The 17502-nt window shown below is 34.5% G+C and carries 22 protein-coding genes; all 22 read left to right on the top strand.

Annotated elements, in window-relative coordinates; translation table 11 throughout:
• Nucleotides 1–133: 133 nt before the first annotated feature.
• The 22 genes from rho to CD111_RS01880 all read left to right on the top strand — a co-directional run bounded on the left by rho (nt 134) and on the right by CD111_RS01880 (nt 17394).
• A complete protein-coding gene (gene rho, locus CD111_RS01775; RefSeq protein WP_095086621.1) occupies nt 134–1450 on the top strand; it encodes a transcription termination factor Rho in 1317 nt (438 codons plus the stop codon).
• A 109-nt stretch (nt 1451–1559) separates the two neighbouring features.
• Nucleotides 1560–1817 (top strand): type B 50S ribosomal protein L31, encoded by a 258-nt coding sequence (locus CD111_RS01780; RefSeq protein WP_095086624.1) that lies wholly within the window; start codon nt 1560–1562, stop codon nt 1815–1817.
• Between the two features lie 112 nt (nt 1818–1929).
• Nucleotides 1930–2529, top strand: a complete 600-nt coding sequence (locus tag CD111_RS01785; RefSeq protein ID WP_095086626.1) for a thymidine kinase — start codon at nt 1930–1932, stop codon at nt 2527–2529.
• Nucleotides 2522–3598: a peptide chain release factor 1 gene (prfA, locus tag CD111_RS01790; RefSeq protein ID WP_095086628.1), complete on the top strand. Its 1077-nt coding sequence runs from the start codon at nt 2522–2524 to the stop codon at nt 3596–3598. Before CD111_RS01785 ends, prfA begins: the two co-directional genes overlap by 8 nt.
• Nucleotides 3585–4439, top strand: a complete 855-nt coding sequence (gene prmC / locus CD111_RS01795; protein ID WP_095086630.1) for a peptide chain release factor N(5)-glutamine methyltransferase — start codon at nt 3585–3587, stop codon at nt 4437–4439. Before prfA ends, prmC begins: the two co-directional genes overlap by 14 nt.
• A 90-nt stretch (nt 4440–4529) precedes the next feature.
• The gene (locus CD111_RS01800) at nt 4530–5576 is read left to right on the top strand and encodes an L-threonylcarbamoyladenylate synthase (protein ID WP_095086631.1); all 1047 of its coding nucleotides are present in this window, start codon (nt 4530–4532) and stop codon (nt 5574–5576) included.
• The gene (locus CD111_RS01805; protein ID WP_095086632.1) at nt 5573–5989 is read left to right on the top strand and encodes a low molecular weight protein arginine phosphatase; all 417 of its coding nucleotides are present in this window, start codon (nt 5573–5575) and stop codon (nt 5987–5989) included. Before CD111_RS01800 ends, CD111_RS01805 begins: the two co-directional genes overlap by 4 nt.
• A gap of 86 nt (nt 5990–6075) precedes the next feature.
• Complete coding sequence (rpiB, locus tag CD111_RS01810) at nt 6076–6513, top strand: ribose 5-phosphate isomerase B (protein ID WP_095086636.1); 438 nt, start codon at nt 6076–6078, stop codon at nt 6511–6513.
• Nucleotides 6510–7034: a TIGR01440 family protein gene (locus CD111_RS01815; RefSeq protein WP_095086639.1), complete on the top strand. Its 525-nt coding sequence runs from the start codon at nt 6510–6512 to the stop codon at nt 7032–7034. Before rpiB ends, CD111_RS01815 begins: the two co-directional genes overlap by 4 nt.
• A 24-nt stretch (nt 7035–7058) precedes the next feature.
• On the top strand, nt 7059–8300 hold the full coding sequence (locus tag CD111_RS01820; RefSeq protein WP_095086642.1) for a serine hydroxymethyltransferase: 1242 nt from the start codon (nt 7059–7061) through the stop codon (nt 8298–8300).
• A gap of 22 nt (nt 8301–8322) precedes the next feature.
• The gene (upp, locus tag CD111_RS01825) at nt 8323–8952 is read left to right on the top strand and encodes a uracil phosphoribosyltransferase (protein ID WP_095086645.1); all 630 of its coding nucleotides are present in this window, start codon (nt 8323–8325) and stop codon (nt 8950–8952) included.
• 21 nt (nt 8953–8973) lie between these two features.
• Nucleotides 8974–10110 carry a non-hydrolyzing UDP-N-acetylglucosamine 2-epimerase gene (gene wecB, locus CD111_RS01830; RefSeq protein ID WP_095086648.1) on the top strand — a complete coding sequence of 379 codons (1137 nt, stop codon included), beginning with the start codon at nt 8974–8976 and terminating at the stop codon, nt 10108–10110.
• A 162-nt stretch (nt 10111–10272) separates the two neighbouring features.
• Nucleotides 10273–10623, top strand: coding sequence for an ATP synthase subunit I (locus tag CD111_RS01835; RefSeq protein WP_095086651.1), 351 nt, complete (start codon nt 10273–10275; stop codon nt 10621–10623).
• Between the two features lie 30 nt (nt 10624–10653).
• Nucleotides 10654–11376: a F0F1 ATP synthase subunit A gene (gene atpB / locus CD111_RS01840; protein WP_095086654.1), complete on the top strand. Its 723-nt coding sequence runs from the start codon at nt 10654–10656 to the stop codon at nt 11374–11376.
• A gap of 52 nt (nt 11377–11428) precedes the next feature.
• On the top strand, nt 11429–11647 hold the full coding sequence (gene atpE / locus CD111_RS01845; protein WP_016998905.1) for a F0F1 ATP synthase subunit C: 219 nt from the start codon (nt 11429–11431) through the stop codon (nt 11645–11647).
• A 99-nt stretch (nt 11648–11746) separates the two neighbouring features.
• Nucleotides 11747–12271, top strand: a complete 525-nt coding sequence (locus CD111_RS01850) for a F0F1 ATP synthase subunit B (protein WP_229726495.1) — start codon at nt 11747–11749, stop codon at nt 12269–12271.
• Entirely contained in the window at nt 12271–12810 is a 540-nt protein-coding gene (locus tag CD111_RS01855) for a F0F1 ATP synthase subunit delta (protein WP_095086658.1), read from the top strand. Before CD111_RS01850 ends, CD111_RS01855 begins: the two co-directional genes overlap by 1 nt.
• A gap of 18 nt (nt 12811–12828) precedes the next feature.
• On the top strand, nt 12829–14343 hold the full coding sequence (gene atpA / locus CD111_RS01860; protein WP_095086661.1) for a F0F1 ATP synthase subunit alpha: 1515 nt from the start codon (nt 12829–12831) through the stop codon (nt 14341–14343).
• A 32-nt stretch (nt 14344–14375) separates the two neighbouring features.
• Nucleotides 14376–15245, top strand: a complete 870-nt coding sequence (gene atpG, locus CD111_RS01865; protein ID WP_095086664.1) for an ATP synthase F1 subunit gamma — start codon at nt 14376–14378, stop codon at nt 15243–15245.
• 18 nt (nt 15246–15263) lie between these two features.
• The gene (gene atpD, locus CD111_RS01870) at nt 15264–16679 is read left to right on the top strand and encodes a F0F1 ATP synthase subunit beta (protein WP_095086667.1); all 1416 of its coding nucleotides are present in this window, start codon (nt 15264–15266) and stop codon (nt 16677–16679) included.
• Nucleotides 16680–16701: 22 nt separating this feature from the next.
• Nucleotides 16702–17106, top strand: coding sequence for a F0F1 ATP synthase subunit epsilon (locus CD111_RS01875; protein WP_095086670.1), 405 nt, complete (start codon nt 16702–16704; stop codon nt 17104–17106).
• Between the two features lie 57 nt (nt 17107–17163).
• Nucleotides 17164–17394: a DUF1146 family protein gene (locus tag CD111_RS01880; RefSeq protein WP_095086673.1), complete on the top strand. Its 231-nt coding sequence runs from the start codon at nt 17164–17166 to the stop codon at nt 17392–17394.
• Nucleotides 17395–17502 lie beyond the last annotated feature (108 nt).

Below are 17502 nucleotides of genomic sequence, written 5' to 3' on the forward strand. Positions count from 1 at the left end.
AATTAAAAAAATATAAATAATGAGCTATAACATTTTTTGTCTTACAAGTAAAAAAATGCTATAGTTTAATGGAAGTTTATAAAAATTCATTATGTTATTGATGAATAGATTTTAGGAAATGGGTGTCACAATTATGGCTGAAAGAGTAAGAACTAGTCCTCAGTATGAATCGTTTCACGAATTATACAAGAACTACACAACAAAAGAATTAACATCTAAGGCAAAAGAACTCAGAATAAATAATTATAGTAAATTAAATAAAAAAGAGCTTGTCTTAGCAATTATGGAAGCGCAGATGGAGAAAGACGGAAATTACTATATGGAAGGTATCTTAGATGATATTCAACCTGACGGATATGGATTTCTAAGAACTGTTAACTATTCCAAAGGTGAGAAAGATATCTATATTTCTGCTAGTCAAATAAGAAGATTCGAAATTAAAAAAGGCGACAAAGTAACGGGCAAAGTTAGAAAACCAAAAGAAAATGAAAAGTATTATGGTTTATTACAAGTAGACTTTGTTAATGATCACAATGCTGAAGAAGTTAAAAAGAGACCACACTTTCAAGCATTAACTCCTTTATATCCACAAGAACGTATCCAATTAGAGACGACAGAGAAAAATTATTCAACTAGAATTATGGATTTAGTTACACCTATCGGTCTCGGGCAACGTGGTATGATAGTAGCACCTCCAAAAGCAGGTAAGACGTCACTTTTAAAAGAAATAGCAAATGCTATGGCGGTAAATCATTCGAATGCTAAATTATTTGTACTATTAATAGGTGAACGACCAGAAGAAGTAACAGATATTGAAAGATCGGTTGAACATGCAGAAGTCGTACACTCGACTTTCGATGAGCCACCTGAACATCATGTAAAGGTAGCTGAATTATTGTTAGAAAGAGCTAAGAGATTAGTTGAAATTGGCGAAGATGTTATTATCTTAATGGATTCATTAACGAGATTAGCAAGAGCATACAATCTTGTTGTTCCACCAAGCGGTAGAACATTATCTGGTGGTTTGGATCCTGCATCACTTCATAGACCAAAACACTTCTTCGGGGCTGCTAGAAATATCGAAGCGGGTGGAAGTTTAACAATACTTGCTACTGCATTAGTTGAAACAGGATCACGTATGGATGATATGATATACGAAGAGTTTAAAGGTACTGGAAATATGGAGTTACATTTAGACCGTAAGTTATCTGAAAAACGAGTATTTCCTGCAATTGATATTAGACGTAGTTCGACTCGTAAAGAAGAATTATTGCTCGATCCTAAAGATTTAGAGATGATATGGCAATTAAGAAATCTATTTACCGACCAAGGTGATTTTGCAGAACGATTTATTCGAAAATTAAAAAGAACAAAAACAAATCAAGAATTTTATGAAGAACTTAGAAAATCAATGGTTGAAAGTGCAAAGACAGGTAAACCTGTTATATAAATTTAAGGTTGCATTTTAATAGTTGAACATATATAATATGTAAGTATTGAGTGAATAAGTCACAAATAAACTCTGTTCCAGATGGTTCAGGGCAAAGGAGCTGAAAACAATGAAACAAGGAATTCATCCAGAGTATAAAAAAGTTATCTTTTTAGATACTACTACTGATTTTAAATTTTTAAGTGGTTCAACACGTACTTCAAACGAAACAATGGAATGGGAAGATGGTAACGAATACCCAGTTATCCGTTTAGATATTTCTTCTGATTCACATCCATTCTATACAGGTCGTCAAAAATTCGCATCTGCGGATGGTCGTGTGGAACGCTTCAACAAAAAATTTGGTTTCAAATCAAGCAACGAATAATGAAGCGCATCAAGCATCCTTTTATAAAGGGTGCTTTTTTTTGTAAAATTTAAGAACTGCAATTTATAATATGATATAATTAAGCGATTATGAAAAAAGGTGGATTTGTAATATGTACGAAAATTACCATTCCGGGTGGATAGAATGTATTTGTGGCAGTATGTTTAGTGGTAAATCAGAAGAACTTATTAGACGTCTTAGAAGAGGTTTATATGCTAAACAACAAGTGAAAGTATTTAAACCTGCTATCGATAATCGTTATAGTGATAAAGCTGTTGTGTCCCATAATGGTAATCAATTAGATGCCATTAGTATTGAACATTCAAGCGAAATATTGAATTTTGATTTACAAGGTATAGATATAATAGGTATAGATGAAGTTCAATTTTTTGATAATGAGATAGTAAGTGTTGCACAAAAATTAGCTGAAGAAGGCTATCGGGTTGTAGTTGCAGGATTGGACATGGATTTTAAAGGTGTTCCGTTTGAACCGATGCCAGAAATGATGGCTGTTGCAGAAATCGTTACAAAATTACAAGCTGTGTGTGCAGTATGTGGCTCACCATCAAGTCGAACACAAAGACTTATTAATGGAGAACCAGCACACGTTAATGATCCAATCATTTTAGTAGGTGCAAACGAAAGTTATGAACCGCGATGTAGAGATCATCATATTATAAGAACAGAAACAAGGAGTGATAATCATGTTTGATCAATTAGAAATAGTAGAAGATCGATACGAACAATTAAACGAGCTTTTAAGTGATCCGGACGTTGTTTCGGATTCAAATAAATTAAGAATTTATTCCAAAGAACAATCTGATTTACAAAAAACAGTAGATGTTTATAGAACGTATAAATCTGTTAAAGGCGATATAGAAGATGCGAAATTAATGCTAACTGAAACTTCTGATAAAGATGACCAAGAAATGTTGAAAGAAGAAATTAATTCATTAAATAAACGCATTCCTGAACTTGAATCAGAACTGAAGTTCTTGCTTATCCCGAAAGATCCTAATGATGATAAAAACGTTATTATGGAAATTAGAGGTGCAGCAGGTGGAGATGAAGCAGCAATTTTTGCGGGTGACTTATTCAGAATGTATTCTAGATTTGCAGAATCACAAGGATATAATATTGATGTAGTTGAAGAAAATATAAGTGACCATGGCGGATATAAAGAGATAAGTTTCTCTATCCAAGGTAATGGTGCATTTAGTAAGCTTAAATATGAAAATGGTGCTCATCGTGTTCAACGAGTTCCAGAAACAGAATCTGGTGGACGAATTCATACATCAACAGCAACTGTAGCAGTATTGCCAGAAGCAGAAGATGTCGAATTAAATATTAAAAGTGAAGATCTAAAAATAGAAACTTATCGTTCAAGCGGTGCAGGTGGACAGCACGTCAATACAACCGATTCAGCCGTTCGTATTACGCATTTACCTACTGGTGTAATCGCGACATCATCAGAAAAATCACAAATTAAAAACCGTGAAAAAGCTTTAAAAGTATTGAAAGCAAGAGTTTACGATATGATGGTTCAAGAAGAAAATGCTAAATATGCCGAAAAACGTAAATCTGCAGTTGGTACAGGTGATCGTTCTGAACGTATTAGAACATATAACTATCCACAAAACCGTGTAACAGATCATCGAATTGGTTTAACAATTCAAAAACTTGATCAAATTATGGAAGGTAAAGTCGGAGAAATAATTGATGCATTAACTATGCATGAACAGACTGAAAAACTGGAAGAATTGAATAATGGTCAATTATAATTTCGAGCAATTATTAAAAGAAACTTATGATGACTTATCAGCACGAGGGTTAGAAACCTCTCGTGCTGACTGGTTATTGCAAGATATTTCTGGCATGTCTCGAACTGATATTTTGATGCATTATAAAGAAGAGGTTCCACAACCACTCATTGATCAATTTTTAATTTTAAGAGAAAGAATGTACGATGGTGAACCAGTACAATATATTGTAGGGTTTGCAGAATTTTATGGTAGAAAGTTCGAACTTAATAAAGATGTACTCATTCCACGGACAGAGACAGAAGAATTAGTCTTTCAGACGTTATCAACTATTACTAAACAGAACAGTGTTTTATGTGATATAGGTACTGGTTCTGGTGCTATTGCGATATCGCTAAAGAAGGAGATGCCTACTTTAGATGTTATAGCAACGGATATTAGTAATGAAGCATTAGTAGTTGCAAAATCGAATGCAAATCTTCATAAAGCAGATATACATTTCATGCAAGGTGATGCTCTACAACCATTAATTGATAAAGGGATAAAGGTAGATGTTTTAGTATCAAATCCTCCGTATATTTCATACGAAGAACAGATACAGATGACAGATACTGTACTCAACTATGAACCACATTTAGCGTTATTCGCTGAAGATGATGGTTTGTATATTTATAAATCGCTACTTGCAAAACTTGACCAAGTTATGGATACAGGTGGTCTTGTGATATTTGAAATTGGACATTTACAAGGTGATGTTTTAAAAACATTTATTGCGCAACATTATCGTGTTGATGGACTGAAGATTATCACAGATATAAATCAAAAGAATCGTATGATACAATTTAATTGGATAAGCGAGTAAAAGTTATACACAAAACGGCTGAGTTAACCACAACCTGTGTATAACTTTTATTTGTATCGTTAAAATTATGAGAAGAAAGGGAGTAGTGATTTGAAAACTTATGTTTGGGATGTGCGTAAGTATGTTGACAACTTACAAAGTTATCCACAAATTAATAACATAATTGAAGGATATCATCAAAATCAACTGATTGCCTTACCGACAGAAACGGTTTATGGGTTAGGTGCAAATGCAAAAAATACAGATGCTGTTAAAAGCATATATGTAGCTAAAGGAAGACCTTCAGATAATCCATTAATCGTTCATATACACGATAGAGTACAACTTGAACATTTCACGCACAATATTTCAAGAGAAACAGAAATATTAATGGAAGCATTATGGCCAGGACCAATTTCATTTATCGTTCCGTATAAAACAGGATATTTAAGTGATTTAGTGACGGGAGGTTTAGAATCGGTTGCAGTAAGAATGCCTCGTCATAATGTTGGAAGAGAAATATTAAAGTTAGTAAACTTACCAATCGCAGCTCCGAGTGCTAATTTAAGCGGTCGCCCTTCGCCAACTAAATATGAACATGTGAAGCATGATTTAGATGGAAGAATATTTGGAATCATACAAGCAGATGAAATAGATGAAGGTATTGAAAGCACAGTGATTGATTGTACGAGTTTTCCATTTAAGATTGCAAGACCTGGATCCATTACTGCTGAAAAGATTAATGAAATTTTACCAAATAGTATTATCGATAAAAAAGTAGATATAGATAAACCAATTGCACCTGGTATGAAGTATAAACATTATGCACCTACACAACCCGTTACTTTAATTGAAGGTGGATTGACCAAATCAATAAACCCTTCTTCATTAAAGGGTATTAAAATTGCGGTTATAGGACCTAAAACGATTGAACCATTTATACCGGAAAACGCAAAGTTTATCCCATTAAGCGAACATGAACTAGATATTAAAGGAGCGCACCGACATTTATATGATGCGTTAAGAATAGCAGATCAATTGAATGATATTGATCACATTTTAATTTCAGGATTTGAAAGAAATGCCAAAACAATGGCATTAATGAATAGACTAGATAAAGCGAGTGGACATAATATAAAGAGGGAAGATGAATTATGAAAATAATCTTTGTTTGTACTGGAAATACTTGTAGAAGTCCTTTGGCAGAAGCAATAGCTAAAAATTTAAAACCAAATTTTGATATTCAATCAAGAGGAATCTCTGCTTTTGAAGGCGCAAATATTTCTCAACAATCTTTAGAAATTATTTTAGAACATGACTTACCGGTTCCAGGTAGAGCACAAAATTTTTCTGAGCAAGACTTAGATGCAGATTTAATATTAACAATGACAGAATCACATAAATTAATGCTTCAGTCAGAATATCAACATGAAAATATTGATTCAATAAAACACTACTTAAGTGGTGAGCAAGGTGATGTATGTGATCCGTATGGACAATCAATTGAAGTATATAGAAATACTTTTAAAGAACTAAATGAGTTAATAGAAGAATTATTACAGAGTAATTAAGAATTCAAATAATTTATAGAATTGCTATAACACTTATTGAAAATACGTTATAATATGTAAGTATAAACAAATTGGGAGGTGGGAAGATGAAAGTAGCTATTGCAGCAGACCATGGTGGCTATGAATACAAAGAAGCAATTAAAAATTTACTTGAAGAAATGAATATTGAATACAAAGATTTCGGTACGCACGAAGGCGAATCAGTAGATTATCCAGATTATGCAAGACCAGTATCAGAAAGTGTAGCAGATGGTTCATTTGATAAAGGAATTCTTATTTGTGGAACTGGTATTGGTATGTCAATCGCTTCTAACAAGGTAAAAGGGGTTCGATGTGCACTTGTACACGATGTATTTACTGCAGAAGTAACGAGACAACATAACGATTCAAATGTATTAGCATTAGGCCAACGTGTTATAGGTGAAGGATTAGCACTTCTCATCGTCAAAACTTGGCTGACAAGTGAGTTTGAAGGCGGAAGACATCAAAGACGCATAGACAAGATTGAAGGCGGTTGTTCATGAAATCAGATTTAGAGAAGTTGTTGAATGAACTTAATTCAATTGATTTTTTTCAAAAAGATGAGCTGTGTGTAATTGGTTGTTCGACTTCTGAAATTAAAGGTTCAAGAATAGGATCAAACGGTTCAATTGATATTGCCCAAACAATTTATAATTGTCTTTTAAATATACATAATGAGACAGGTGTACATTTTGTTTTTCAAGGTTGTGAACATATTAATCGGGCTATAACAATTGAACGTGAAATATTTGATCCTTATTTAATGACCGAAGTATCTGTTGTTCCTCAAAAAAACGCAGGTGGAAGCTTGTCAACATATGCATATAACCATATGAAAGATCCAATTGTAGTTGAATTTATCAAAGTTGATAAAGGAATCGATATAGGTCAAACATTAATTGGTATGCATATTAAGCACGTCGCAGTTCCGATTTCAATTGAAAGCAAAACAGTCGGAGAAGCAATTGTAACAGTAGCAAGAAGTCGTCCGAAATTAATAGGCGGAGAAAGAGCAAAGTATTAAATTCTTAAAAGTGAGGGATTGTACATGTCATTAATCAAAAAGCAAGACGAAAAACTTTTCAAAGCAATGGAAAAAGAGTTTGATAGACAAAATAACAACATCGAACTAATCGCATCAGAAAACTTTGTTTCAGAAGCAGTAATGGAAGCCCAAGGGTCTGTATTAACAAATAAATATGCAGAAGGTTACCCAGGTCGTCGTTATTATGGTGGCTGTGAATTTGTAGATATCGTTGAAGATTTAGCCAGAGATCGAGCTAAAGAAATCTTCGGTGGAGATCATGTGAACGTACAACCTCATTCAGGATCACAAGCTAATATGGCTGTATATTTTGTGGCTTTAGAGCCTGGTGATACTGTTCTTGGAATGAATTTAAGTCACGGTGGTCATTTAACACACGGTGCTAAAGTTAATTTTAGTGGTAAGTTATATAACTTCGTTGAATATGGCGTTTCTGAACAAGATGAACAAATCGACTATGATGAAGTTTTAAAAGTAGCCAAAGAAGCTAAACCTAAACTTATTGTTGCTGGAGCTTCAGCTTATCCAAGACAAATTGATTTTAAACGATTTAAAGAAATTGCTGATGAAGTCGGCGCTAAATTAATGGTTGATATGGCACATATTGCGGGCTTAGTAGCTGCTGGTTTACATCAAAATCCAGTAGAATATGCTGATTTCGTAACTACAACTACACACAAAACACTCAGAGGCCCAAGAGGTGGCATGATTTTCTGTAAGGAAGAATATGCTAAAGAAATTGATAAAACAATATTCCCTGGGATTCAAGGTGGACCGTTAATGCATGTGATTGCTGGTAAAGCAGTGTCATTTGGTGAGGCGTTACAACCAGAATTTAAAACATATCAATCTCAAGTAATTAAGAATGCTCAAAAATTATCATCAACACTTGAACAAGAAGGTTTACGTATCGTATCAGGTGGTACTGATAATCATTTAATTTGTGTTGATGTTAAAGGTTCATTAGGTATAACTGGTAAAGTAGCAGAAAATGCTTTAGATGAAGTGGGCATTACTTGTAACAAAAACACAATACCATTTGATCAAGAGAAACCATTTGTTACAAGTGGTATTCGTTTAGGAACACCAGCAGTTACTTCTCGTGGGTTCGATGAAGAAGCTATGGTAGAAGTGGGTAAAATAATAGCATTCGTATTAAAAAATCCAGAAGATAAAGAAACATTGAAAGAAGCACATGAACGAGTGTTGAATTTGACTTCTAAGTTCCCACTTTACAACAAATAAATATTTATTGGAGGATTGACTTATGGGTAAAGTACATGTTTTTGATCATCCGTTAATTCAACATAAGTTGAGTTATATTAGAGATCAAAAAACGGGCACAAAGGAATTTAGAGAGCTTGTTGACGAAGTTGGCATGCTTATGGCTTATGAAGTTACGAGAGATTTTGAAACGAAGGATGTCGAAATCGAAACACCGGTAACTAAGATGAAGGCACAAAGATTATCAGGTAAAAAATTAGCACTTATTCCGATTCTTCGTGCGGGACTTGGTATGACAGATGGCATTATGAAACTTGTACCAGCTGCAAGAGTTGGACATGTTGGTTTGTATCGCGATCCCGAAACACTAGAAGCGGTTGAATATTTTGTGAAATTACCACAAGATATTGAAGAACGTGAAATTATTGTAGTAGATCCTATGTTAGCAACAGGTGCATCAGCAATTGAAGCGATTCAATCATTAAAGAATCGTGGAGCAAATAAAATACGCTTTATGGGCTTGATTGCTGCACCTGAAGGGGTTAAGGCATTGCAAGAAGCGCATGAAGATGTAGATATTTATATTGCTGCATTAGATGAAAAATTAGATGACCATGCATATATTACACCAGGTTTAGGTGATGCAGGTGATCGATTATTTGGCACTAAATAATATTAGGAGGATTTTATTACAATGAAGAAAATTATGACTATATTTGGCACGCGACCTGAAGCCATCAAAATGGCACCCTTAGTTCTAGCATTAAAGAATGAACCTGAACTTGAACCAATCGTAGTAGTTACAGCGCAACATAGAGAAATGCTTGATTCGGTTTTGGAAACATTCAATATTACACCAGATTTTGATTTGAACATCATGAAACAAGGGCAAACACTTTCAGAAGTTACATCAAGAGTATTAGGTGGCCTAGAAAGCGTTATTCAGGAAGCAAAACCAGATATGATATTGGTACATGGAGATACGACCACTACCTTTGCTGGCAGTTTAGCAGCTTTTTATAACGAAGTTGCAATTGGACATGTAGAGGCAGGATTAAGAACGTGGAACAAGTATTCTCCATTTCCAGAAGAAATGAATCGACAAATGACGGGGGTCCTTGCTGATTTACACTTCTCACCAACAGAACAGTCTAAAAATAATTTACTTCATGAAAATAAAAAATCGTCATCTATTGTAGTCACGGGTAATACAGCAATTGATGCTTTGTCTACGACCGTTAATGAAAACTACAAAAGTAAGATCATTGCGCGTCATGAAGGCAAACGAATTGTGTTGTTAACTGCACATAGACGTGAAAATATTGGCAAGCCAATGGAAAATATCTTCAAAGCTGTTAGACGAATTGTCGAAGAGGAAGAAGATGTTGTAGTGGTATACCCAATGCACAAAAATCCTAAAGTAAGAAGTATTGCAAATGAAGTTTTAAGTGATCATAAACGCATCGAGTTAATTGAGCCACTAGAGGTAATAGATTTCCATAACTTTGCGGCGAATGCTCATCTGATACTTACTGATTCCGGTGGCGTTCAAGAGGAAGCACCTTCATTAGGTAAACCAGTACTCGTATTAAGAGATACGACTGAAAGACCTGAAGGGGTGGAAGCAGGAACACTGAAATTAGTAGGTGTAGAAGAGGAAGATGTATATAACGAAACGAAATTGTTACTAAATGATCAAGCATTATATGACAAAATGAGTATTGCACAAAATCCATACGGTGATGGCCTGGCATCTAAAAGAATTTGTGAGAATATTAAGTACTATTTTGGCATAATTGAGAATTCACCAGAGCCATTTAAAAAACAATAAAAGACTTAGTGGAATGTGTCAATTCTGTGACAAAAAAATGACAAAAATTTGTTTTCTATTTTTGTCATAGCATTGACACTGTAAGTCCACTATATTATCATGAAAATTGTGTGATGAAACGGTTTTCAATGATATACAACTTATTTAAGGAGTTTCAGCTGAATGTTTGATATAAAGGGCTTTTTTAAAGCTTATTTACAGTATTTTATTTTCTTTGTTATTTTTCTAATTGTCGTTTATTTTTTCTTGAAACATGAGTTCATTTTGGGACTTATTATTGGAACAATAGCATCGGCTGTTAACTTGTTTTCATGGGAATTTAACCTCAATCGAGCAAAAAATTCAGAATCATTGCAATTATCAACCGGAAACTGGGTCAGGTATCTTGTGACCATCGTTGCATGTTGTTTTTGGGTAAAGTATCCACTTGTCGTTGATATTATTGGTATTCTTGTTGGACTCATGATTGCTTATGTATTGATTATGATTAGGTCTTTACAGAATATCGATTAAATTATAAAAATTGTGAAAAGAGGTGAAATTATGGAACACGAATCACCATTGTGGTCCATCAATTTAGCAGGATTTGATTTAGTATTCAACTTATCAAGTATGTTAATGTTAGTGGTTTCAGCAGTAATCGTTTTTGCGATTGCCGTATTCTGTACTAGAAATCTTCAAATTAGACCTTCTGGTGCTCAAAACTTTATCGAATGGGTATTTGATTTCGTTAAAGGTATTATTCAAAGTAATATGGCATGGAAAGACGGTGGGAGATTCCATTTCTTAGCAGTTACATTAATATTCTTTATATTTGTATCTAATATGTTAGGACTTCCATTCTCAATTGTTGTAGGTCATACGTTATGGTGGAAATCACCAACTGCAGACCCGACAGTTACTTTAACATTAGCTACTTTAATGGTCTTATTAACACACTATTATGGTGTGAAGATGAGAGGCACAGGAGCATACCTTAAATCATTTGTTCAACCAGTTGCATTCATGGTACCTTTCAAAATCGTTGAGGAATTTGCTTCAACATTGACGCTTGGTCTACGTTTGTACGGTAACATATTTGCAGGTGAGGTATTATTAGGATTATTAAGTACTTTAGCTGTAGGAGGCGCACTTGGAGCTATTGGCGCATTTTTACCAGCATTAGTATGGCAAGGTTTCTCAATATTTATAGGTTCAATTCAAGCGTACATATTTGTAATGTTATCAATGGTTTATATGTCACATAAAGTGGCTGAAGACCATTAATATATAATTAAAAAAAACAATTAATATTTTTATTTCTTAGGAGGAAATTATAATGAGTTTAGGTGTATTAGCAGCAGCAATCGCAATCGGTTTAGCAGCATTAGGAGCAGGTATTGGTAACGGTCTTATCGTTTCAAGAACAGTTGAAGGTGTTGCACGTCAACCAGAAGCACGTGGTCCATTAATGACAATTATGTTTATCGGTGTAGGTTTAGTTGAAGCACTACCAATCATTGCAGTAGTAGTAGCTTTCATGGTAATGAATCGATAAGCTGACATAGTTTTTAAACAGGCGAAGTCTACCTAGATAGGATTTCGCCATTCATTTATGAGATGTATCACATCTTGAATTGCAATGAAAGGAGTGTAATTGGCAGTGGATCATAACGTATTCGTTTTAGGTGCTGCAAATGGTGGCGTTGAAACAGGAACAATTCTGTTTACATTAATAACGTTCCTTATTTTGTTAGCTCTATTAAAAAAATATGCGTGGGGCCCATTAAAATCTATTATGGATGAGCGTGAAAATGCTATCAATAAAGATATTGATGATGCACATGCAGCAAAAGTAAATGCTAAAAAATTAGAAGAAGAAAATAGAGAAGTTCTTAAGAAGACTCAAGAAGAAGTACAAACTATTCTTGATGACGCGAAACATCAAGCTAAAATACAACAAGAACAAATTATTAACGAAGCTAACTTGAAAGCAAATGGTTTAGTACAGTCAGCTCAAGCTGAAATACAACAAGAAAAACAAAAAGCAATCGCAGACATAAATAACAGAGTATCTGAACTTTCTGTATTAATTGCTTCTAAAGTGATCAATAAAGAAATTTCTGAACAAGATCAAAAAGGCCTTGTTGAAAAATACATTAAAGAGGCAGGGGATAAATAATGGCGAATATAAGTCAAAAATATGCCCAAGCTTTATACGATGTAGCATCACAACAAGATTTAACAGATACAATTCTTGGAGAACTTGAACAAGTTGATATAAGTGTTACTAAAAATCTAGAAGGTATTAAAGCAGTAGATAATAATCCTAAATTGTCTCAAGAACAGCGACATGAGTTTGCTCAAAAAGTATTTACTGGTGCATCAAAACCATTATTAAATACTTTGTTCTTACTAGCGCAAAACAGTAGGTTATCACTTCTGCCTGAAGTATTCGCAGATTATAGAAAAATTTATAACCAACTACATAGTCAAGACTTAATGAAAGTTGAATCTGTGTACCCTTTATCTAATGAAGAATTAGACGAAATAGGTAAGGCTTTTATAAAAAGAACAGGTTTAAAAAAATTAATTTTAGAAAACAAAATCAATGAATCATTAATTGGTGGCATTCGTGTCTCAATCGGTACAAAAGTATACGATGGTTCAATTCAAAATGATTTAAATCAATTAACAAAATCATTTCAACAAATGAAATAATATTAAGGAGTGACATAGATGGCCATTAAAGCTGAAGAAATCAGTGCTTTATTACGCTCTCAAATTGAAAACTATGAGTCAGAAATGTCCGTAACCGACGTAGGAACAGTAATTCAAGTCGGTGATGGTATTGCATTAGCTCATGGCTTAAACGACGCTATGGCAGGCGAACTATTAGAATTCCATACTGGCGTTTTAGGTTTAGCACAAAACTTAGAAGAAAATAACGTAGGTATTGTTATTTTAGGCCCTGCAGATGGCATTAAAGAAGGCGATCAAGTAAAACGTACTGGTCGTATTATGGAAGTACCAGTTGGTGAAGAATTAATTGGACGCGTTGTAAATCCATTAGGACAACCTATAGATGGACAAGGCCCACTTAATACTTCAAAGACTCGCCCAGTTGAGTCTCCAGCTACAGGTGTTATGGACCGTAAATCGGTTGATGAACCTTTACAGACTGGTATTAAAGCAATCGATGCTTTAGTTCCAATTGGACGTGGTCAACGTGAGTTAATTATCGGTGACCGTCAAACTGGTAAGACTACAGTTGCAATTGACACTATTTTAAACCAAAAAGACGAAGATATGATTTGTATCTACGTAGCAATTGGTCAAAAAGAATCTACTGTTAGAACAGCTGTTGAAACATTGCGTAAGCATGGTGCTTTAGATTATACAATCGTTGTATCAGCATCTGCTGCTCAACCAGCTCCTTTACTTTACATCGCGCCTTATGCAGGTGTAAGTATGGCAGAAGAATTTATGTTTAATGGTAAACATGTATTGATTGTATATGATGATTTAACAAAACAAGCAGCAGCTTATCGTGAATTATCACTATTACTTCGTCGTCCGCCAGGTCGTGAAGCATATCCAGGTGATGTATTCTACTTACACAGTCGTTTATTAGAACGTGCAGCAAAACTAAATGATGATTTAGGTGGCGGTTCTATAACTGCTTTACCATTCGTTGAAACACAAGCGGGAGATATTTCAGCTTATGTACCTACAAATGTAATCTCTATTACAGATGGTCAAATATTCTTACAATCAGATTTATTCTTCTCTGGTGTTAGACCTGCGATAAATCCAGGTTTATCAGTATCACGTGTTGGTGGTTCCGCGCAAATTAAAGCAATGAAAAAAGTTGCAGGTACACTACGTTTAGACTTAGCATCTTTCCGTGAACTAGAGTCATTTGCTCAATTCGGATCTGATTTAGATGCAGCAACAAAAGCTAAACTAGAGCGTGGTAAACGTACTGTTGAAGTTCTTAAACAAGATCAAAACAAACCGTTAACTGTAGACCGTCAAGTTGTTATATTATATGCGTTAACTAAAGGTCATCTAGATGATATTCCAGTTGAGGATATAACAAGATTTGAAGATGAATTCTTAAATTGGGTTGATGCTAATGCAAGTGACCTATTTAATGAAATTCGTGAAACAAAACAATTACCATCTGATGATAAATTTGTTTCAGCAATCGATCAATTTAAAAAAGTATTTAATAAATCTCACACAGTGTAGTATTAAAGCTTTAAATAAAAGGTGGTGAAATTGTGGCTTCACTTAGAGAAATCAAAGGAAGAATCACTTCTACGCAAAAAACTAGTCAAATAACGAATGCAATGAACATGGTATCGAATTCTAAGTTACGTAAGGCTGAAGAGAATACGAAAGCTTTCCAACCTTATATGGATAAGATTCAAGACGCAGTAACTGCTATTGCTTCTAAGAGTACAGATATCTCACACCCAATGCTTAACAGTAGACCGGTGAAACGTTCAGGATATTTAGTCGTTACTTGTGATAAAGGATTAGCAGGGCCTTATAGTGCTAACATCTTAAAAAATGTAGTAAATGATATTAAAGAAAAACATAACAATAACAGTGATGAATATGGGATTGTTGTTGTAGGTCGAGTAGGTCGAGATTTCTTCAAAGCTAGAGGTTATAACATCGTTGAAGAATATGTTGGCTTACCAGATCAACCAACATTTAAAAATGTTCAGGCATTAACTGAAAAAGTAGTTGATTTATACAACGAAGAATACTTTGACGAATTAACAATTTATTATAGTCACTTTGTAAGTGTATTAGAACAACAAGTTAAATCTAAAAAGATTTTGCCATTATCAGATGAAGATACTGGCAAGGGTTCAAGTATGATGGCTGGTTATGAATTTGAGCCTGACAAAGAAACAATTTTAAAAGTTATACTGCCGCAATATGCGATTAGCTTGATCTACGGTGCATTACTAGATGGAAAAGCTAGTGAACATGCTTCTAGAATGACAGCTATGAAGAATGCGACTGATAACGCTTCTGAATTAATTGATGATTTATCATTACAATATAACAGAGCAAGACAAGCTGCAATTACTCAACAAATTACTGAAATTGTAGGCGGCGCAGCTGCACTCGAATAATGATTAGGAGGAATTTACATGGGATTAGGTCAAGTAACGCAAATTACAGGGCCAGTTATTGACGTACGTTTTCCCCATGGTGAATTGCCAGAACTTAATAATGCTTTAACTGTAAAAGTTAACCGTCCAGATGGTTCAAGCTTTGACTTAGCATTAGAAGTTGCAATACACCTTGGTGATGATGTCGTACGATCTATTGCGATGGCGTCAACTGACGGTGTCCAACGTGGACAAGAAGTTACTGATACTGGAAGACCTATTTCAGTACCAGTTGGTGACGTTACATTAGGACGTGTATTTAATGTATTAGGTGAAAAAATCGATTTAGGTGAAGAACTTGACGAAAGTGTTCGTCGAGATCCAATTCATCGATTAGCTCCTAAGTTTGAAGATTTATCTACAAAAGTAGAAATTCTTGAAACTGGTATTAAAGTAGTAGATTTATTAGCACCTTATATTAAAGGTGGTAAAATCGGACTATTCGGTGGTGCTGGTGTAGGTAAAACAGTACTTATTCAAGAATTAATTAATAATATCGCTCAAGAACATGGTGGTATTTCTGTATTTGCCGGAGTTGGTGAACGTACTCGTGAAGGTAATGACTTGTACTATGAAATGAGTGACTCAGGCGTAATTAAGAAGACAGCTATGGTATTTGGACAAATGAATGAGCCACCGGGTGCTCGTGCTAGAGTAGCATTGTCTGGATTAACAATGGCTGAATACTTCCGTGATGAGCAAGGTCAAGACGTATTATTATTCATTGATAATATATTCCGCTTTACTCAAGCCGGTTCTGAAGTTTCAGCTTTATTAGGGCGTATGCCTTCAGCTGTTGGTTACCAACCAACACTTGCAACTGAAATGGGACAATTACAAGAACGTATTACATCTACTAATAAAGGATCAGTAACATCTATTCAAGCGGTATTCGTACCTGCCGATGACTATACTGACCCGGCTCCAGCAACAGCTTTTGCCCACTTAGATGCAACTACGAACCTTGAACGTAAATTAACTGAAATGGGTATTTATCCAGCGGTTGATCCATTAGCATCAACATCACGTGCTTTAACACCTGATATTGTTGGTGATGAGCATTATGATGTAGCACGTAGAGTGCAACAAACTTTACAAAAATATAGAGAATTACAAGATATCATTGCTATACTTGGTATGGATGAGTTGTCTGATGAAGACAAGAAAACAGTTGAACGTGCACGTCGTATTCAATTTTTCTTATCTCAAAACTTCCATGTAGCAGAACAATTTACTGGTCAAAAAGGATCTTACGTACCAGTTAGTCAAACTGTACAAGATTTCAAAGCAATTCTAGATGGACAATATGATCATATCCCAGAAGATGCTTTCCGTTTAGTCGGTGGTATTGAGGCAGTTCTTGAAAATGCTAAAAACATGGGTGTAGAGGTCTAATAATAATTAGGAGGAATGGAAAATGAATACATTTACCTTAGATGTTGTCACTCCTAATGGATCTGTTTACTCAGCAAAAGAAGTAGAACTTGTTGTTTTACATACAGAAACTGGCGAAATGGGTGTAATGGCTGGACATATTCCAACTGTTGCAGCATTAAAGACAGGATACGTAAAAGTTAAAAAAACAAGTGGTACAGAGTATTTAGCTGTTTCCGAAGGATTTGTTGAAGTAAGAGCCAAAAAAGTTACTGTTCTAGTTCAAGCAGCTGAAACTGCAGAAGAAATAGATAAAGAACGTGCGATTAATTCTAAAGAAAGAGCTGAAGAACGATTAAAACTAAATCGTGATGATGTTGACTTTAGACGTGCTGAACGTGCATTACATCGTGCAGTTAATCGAATTGAAGTGGCTAAATTTAGATAATATAAAAAGCCGTCTCTAAATGAGACGGCTTTTTATACTTTAGAAAGGAAAACTAATATGGAATATTATGGTCAAGTAGCTATAGTGGGACTAGTTTTACATATAATTTGCATATGTTTAGCTTTTTGGGCGTTACAAAGTTTACGTCTAGACGGTGTTTTTAAAAAACATCATGTTGCTCAAGCACAAACATTAATACTGATACTAGCTGTTTTACTAGGGACTGCATTAAGTCGTTTCATTTTAGATATTCTCCAATTTTCGTTACAATTAAAATTACTTTTCTAATAATAGAATTAATATAGATAATTAAATGAAAAAAGAACTAAAAAGTAGTATAATGTTTTGGTGAATGTTTATGAAAAAGGAAATTTGTGTATTTAATAAATATATACT

The organism is Mammaliicoccus stepanovicii, assembly GCF_002902525.1.
Taxonomy (GTDB): Bacteria; Bacillota; Bacilli; order Staphylococcales; family Staphylococcaceae; genus Mammaliicoccus; species Mammaliicoccus stepanovicii.

Coding starts and splice junctions, on each gene's coding strand:
- prmC (WP_095086630.1), top strand. CDS start 3,585: ATGGTCAATTATAATTTCGAGCAATTATTAAAAGAAACTTATGATGAC.
- prfA (WP_095086628.1), top strand. CDS start 2,522: ATGTTTGATCAATTAGAAATAGTAGAAGATCGATACGAACAATTAAAC.
- CD111_RS01780 (WP_095086624.1), top strand. CDS start 1,560: ATGAAACAAGGAATTCATCCAGAGTATAAAAAAGTTATCTTTTTAGAT.
- CD111_RS01815 (WP_095086639.1), top strand. CDS start 6,510: ATGAAATCAGATTTAGAGAAGTTGTTGAATGAACTTAATTCAATTGAT.
- atpD (WP_095086667.1), top strand. CDS start 15,264: ATGGGATTAGGTCAAGTAACGCAAATTACAGGGCCAGTTATTGACGTA.
- CD111_RS01875 (WP_095086670.1), top strand. CDS start 16,702: ATGAATACATTTACCTTAGATGTTGTCACTCCTAATGGATCTGTTTAC.
- CD111_RS01835 (WP_095086651.1), top strand. CDS start 10,273: ATGTTTGATATAAAGGGCTTTTTTAAAGCTTATTTACAGTATTTTATT.
- CD111_RS01880 (WP_095086673.1), top strand. CDS start 17,164: ATGGAATATTATGGTCAAGTAGCTATAGTGGGACTAGTTTTACATATA.
- wecB (WP_095086648.1), top strand. CDS start 8,974: ATGAAGAAAATTATGACTATATTTGGCACGCGACCTGAAGCCATCAAA.
- CD111_RS01785 (WP_095086626.1), top strand. CDS start 1,930: ATGTACGAAAATTACCATTCCGGGTGGATAGAATGTATTTGTGGCAGT.
- CD111_RS01855 (WP_095086658.1), top strand. CDS start 12,271: ATGGCGAATATAAGTCAAAAATATGCCCAAGCTTTATACGATGTAGCA.
- atpE (WP_016998905.1), top strand. CDS start 11,429: ATGAGTTTAGGTGTATTAGCAGCAGCAATCGCAATCGGTTTAGCAGCA.
- CD111_RS01805 (WP_095086632.1), top strand. CDS start 5,573: ATGAAAATAATCTTTGTTTGTACTGGAAATACTTGTAGAAGTCCTTTG.
- rho (WP_095086621.1), top strand. CDS start 134: ATGGCTGAAAGAGTAAGAACTAGTCCTCAGTATGAATCGTTTCACGAA.
- CD111_RS01820 (WP_095086642.1), top strand. CDS start 7,059: ATGTCATTAATCAAAAAGCAAGACGAAAAACTTTTCAAAGCAATGGAA.
- upp (WP_095086645.1), top strand. CDS start 8,323: ATGGGTAAAGTACATGTTTTTGATCATCCGTTAATTCAACATAAGTTG.
- atpB (WP_095086654.1), top strand. CDS start 10,654: ATGGAACACGAATCACCATTGTGGTCCATCAATTTAGCAGGATTTGAT.
- rpiB (WP_095086636.1), top strand. CDS start 6,076: ATGAAAGTAGCTATTGCAGCAGACCATGGTGGCTATGAATACAAAGAA.
- atpA (WP_095086661.1), top strand. CDS start 12,829: ATGGCCATTAAAGCTGAAGAAATCAGTGCTTTATTACGCTCTCAAATT.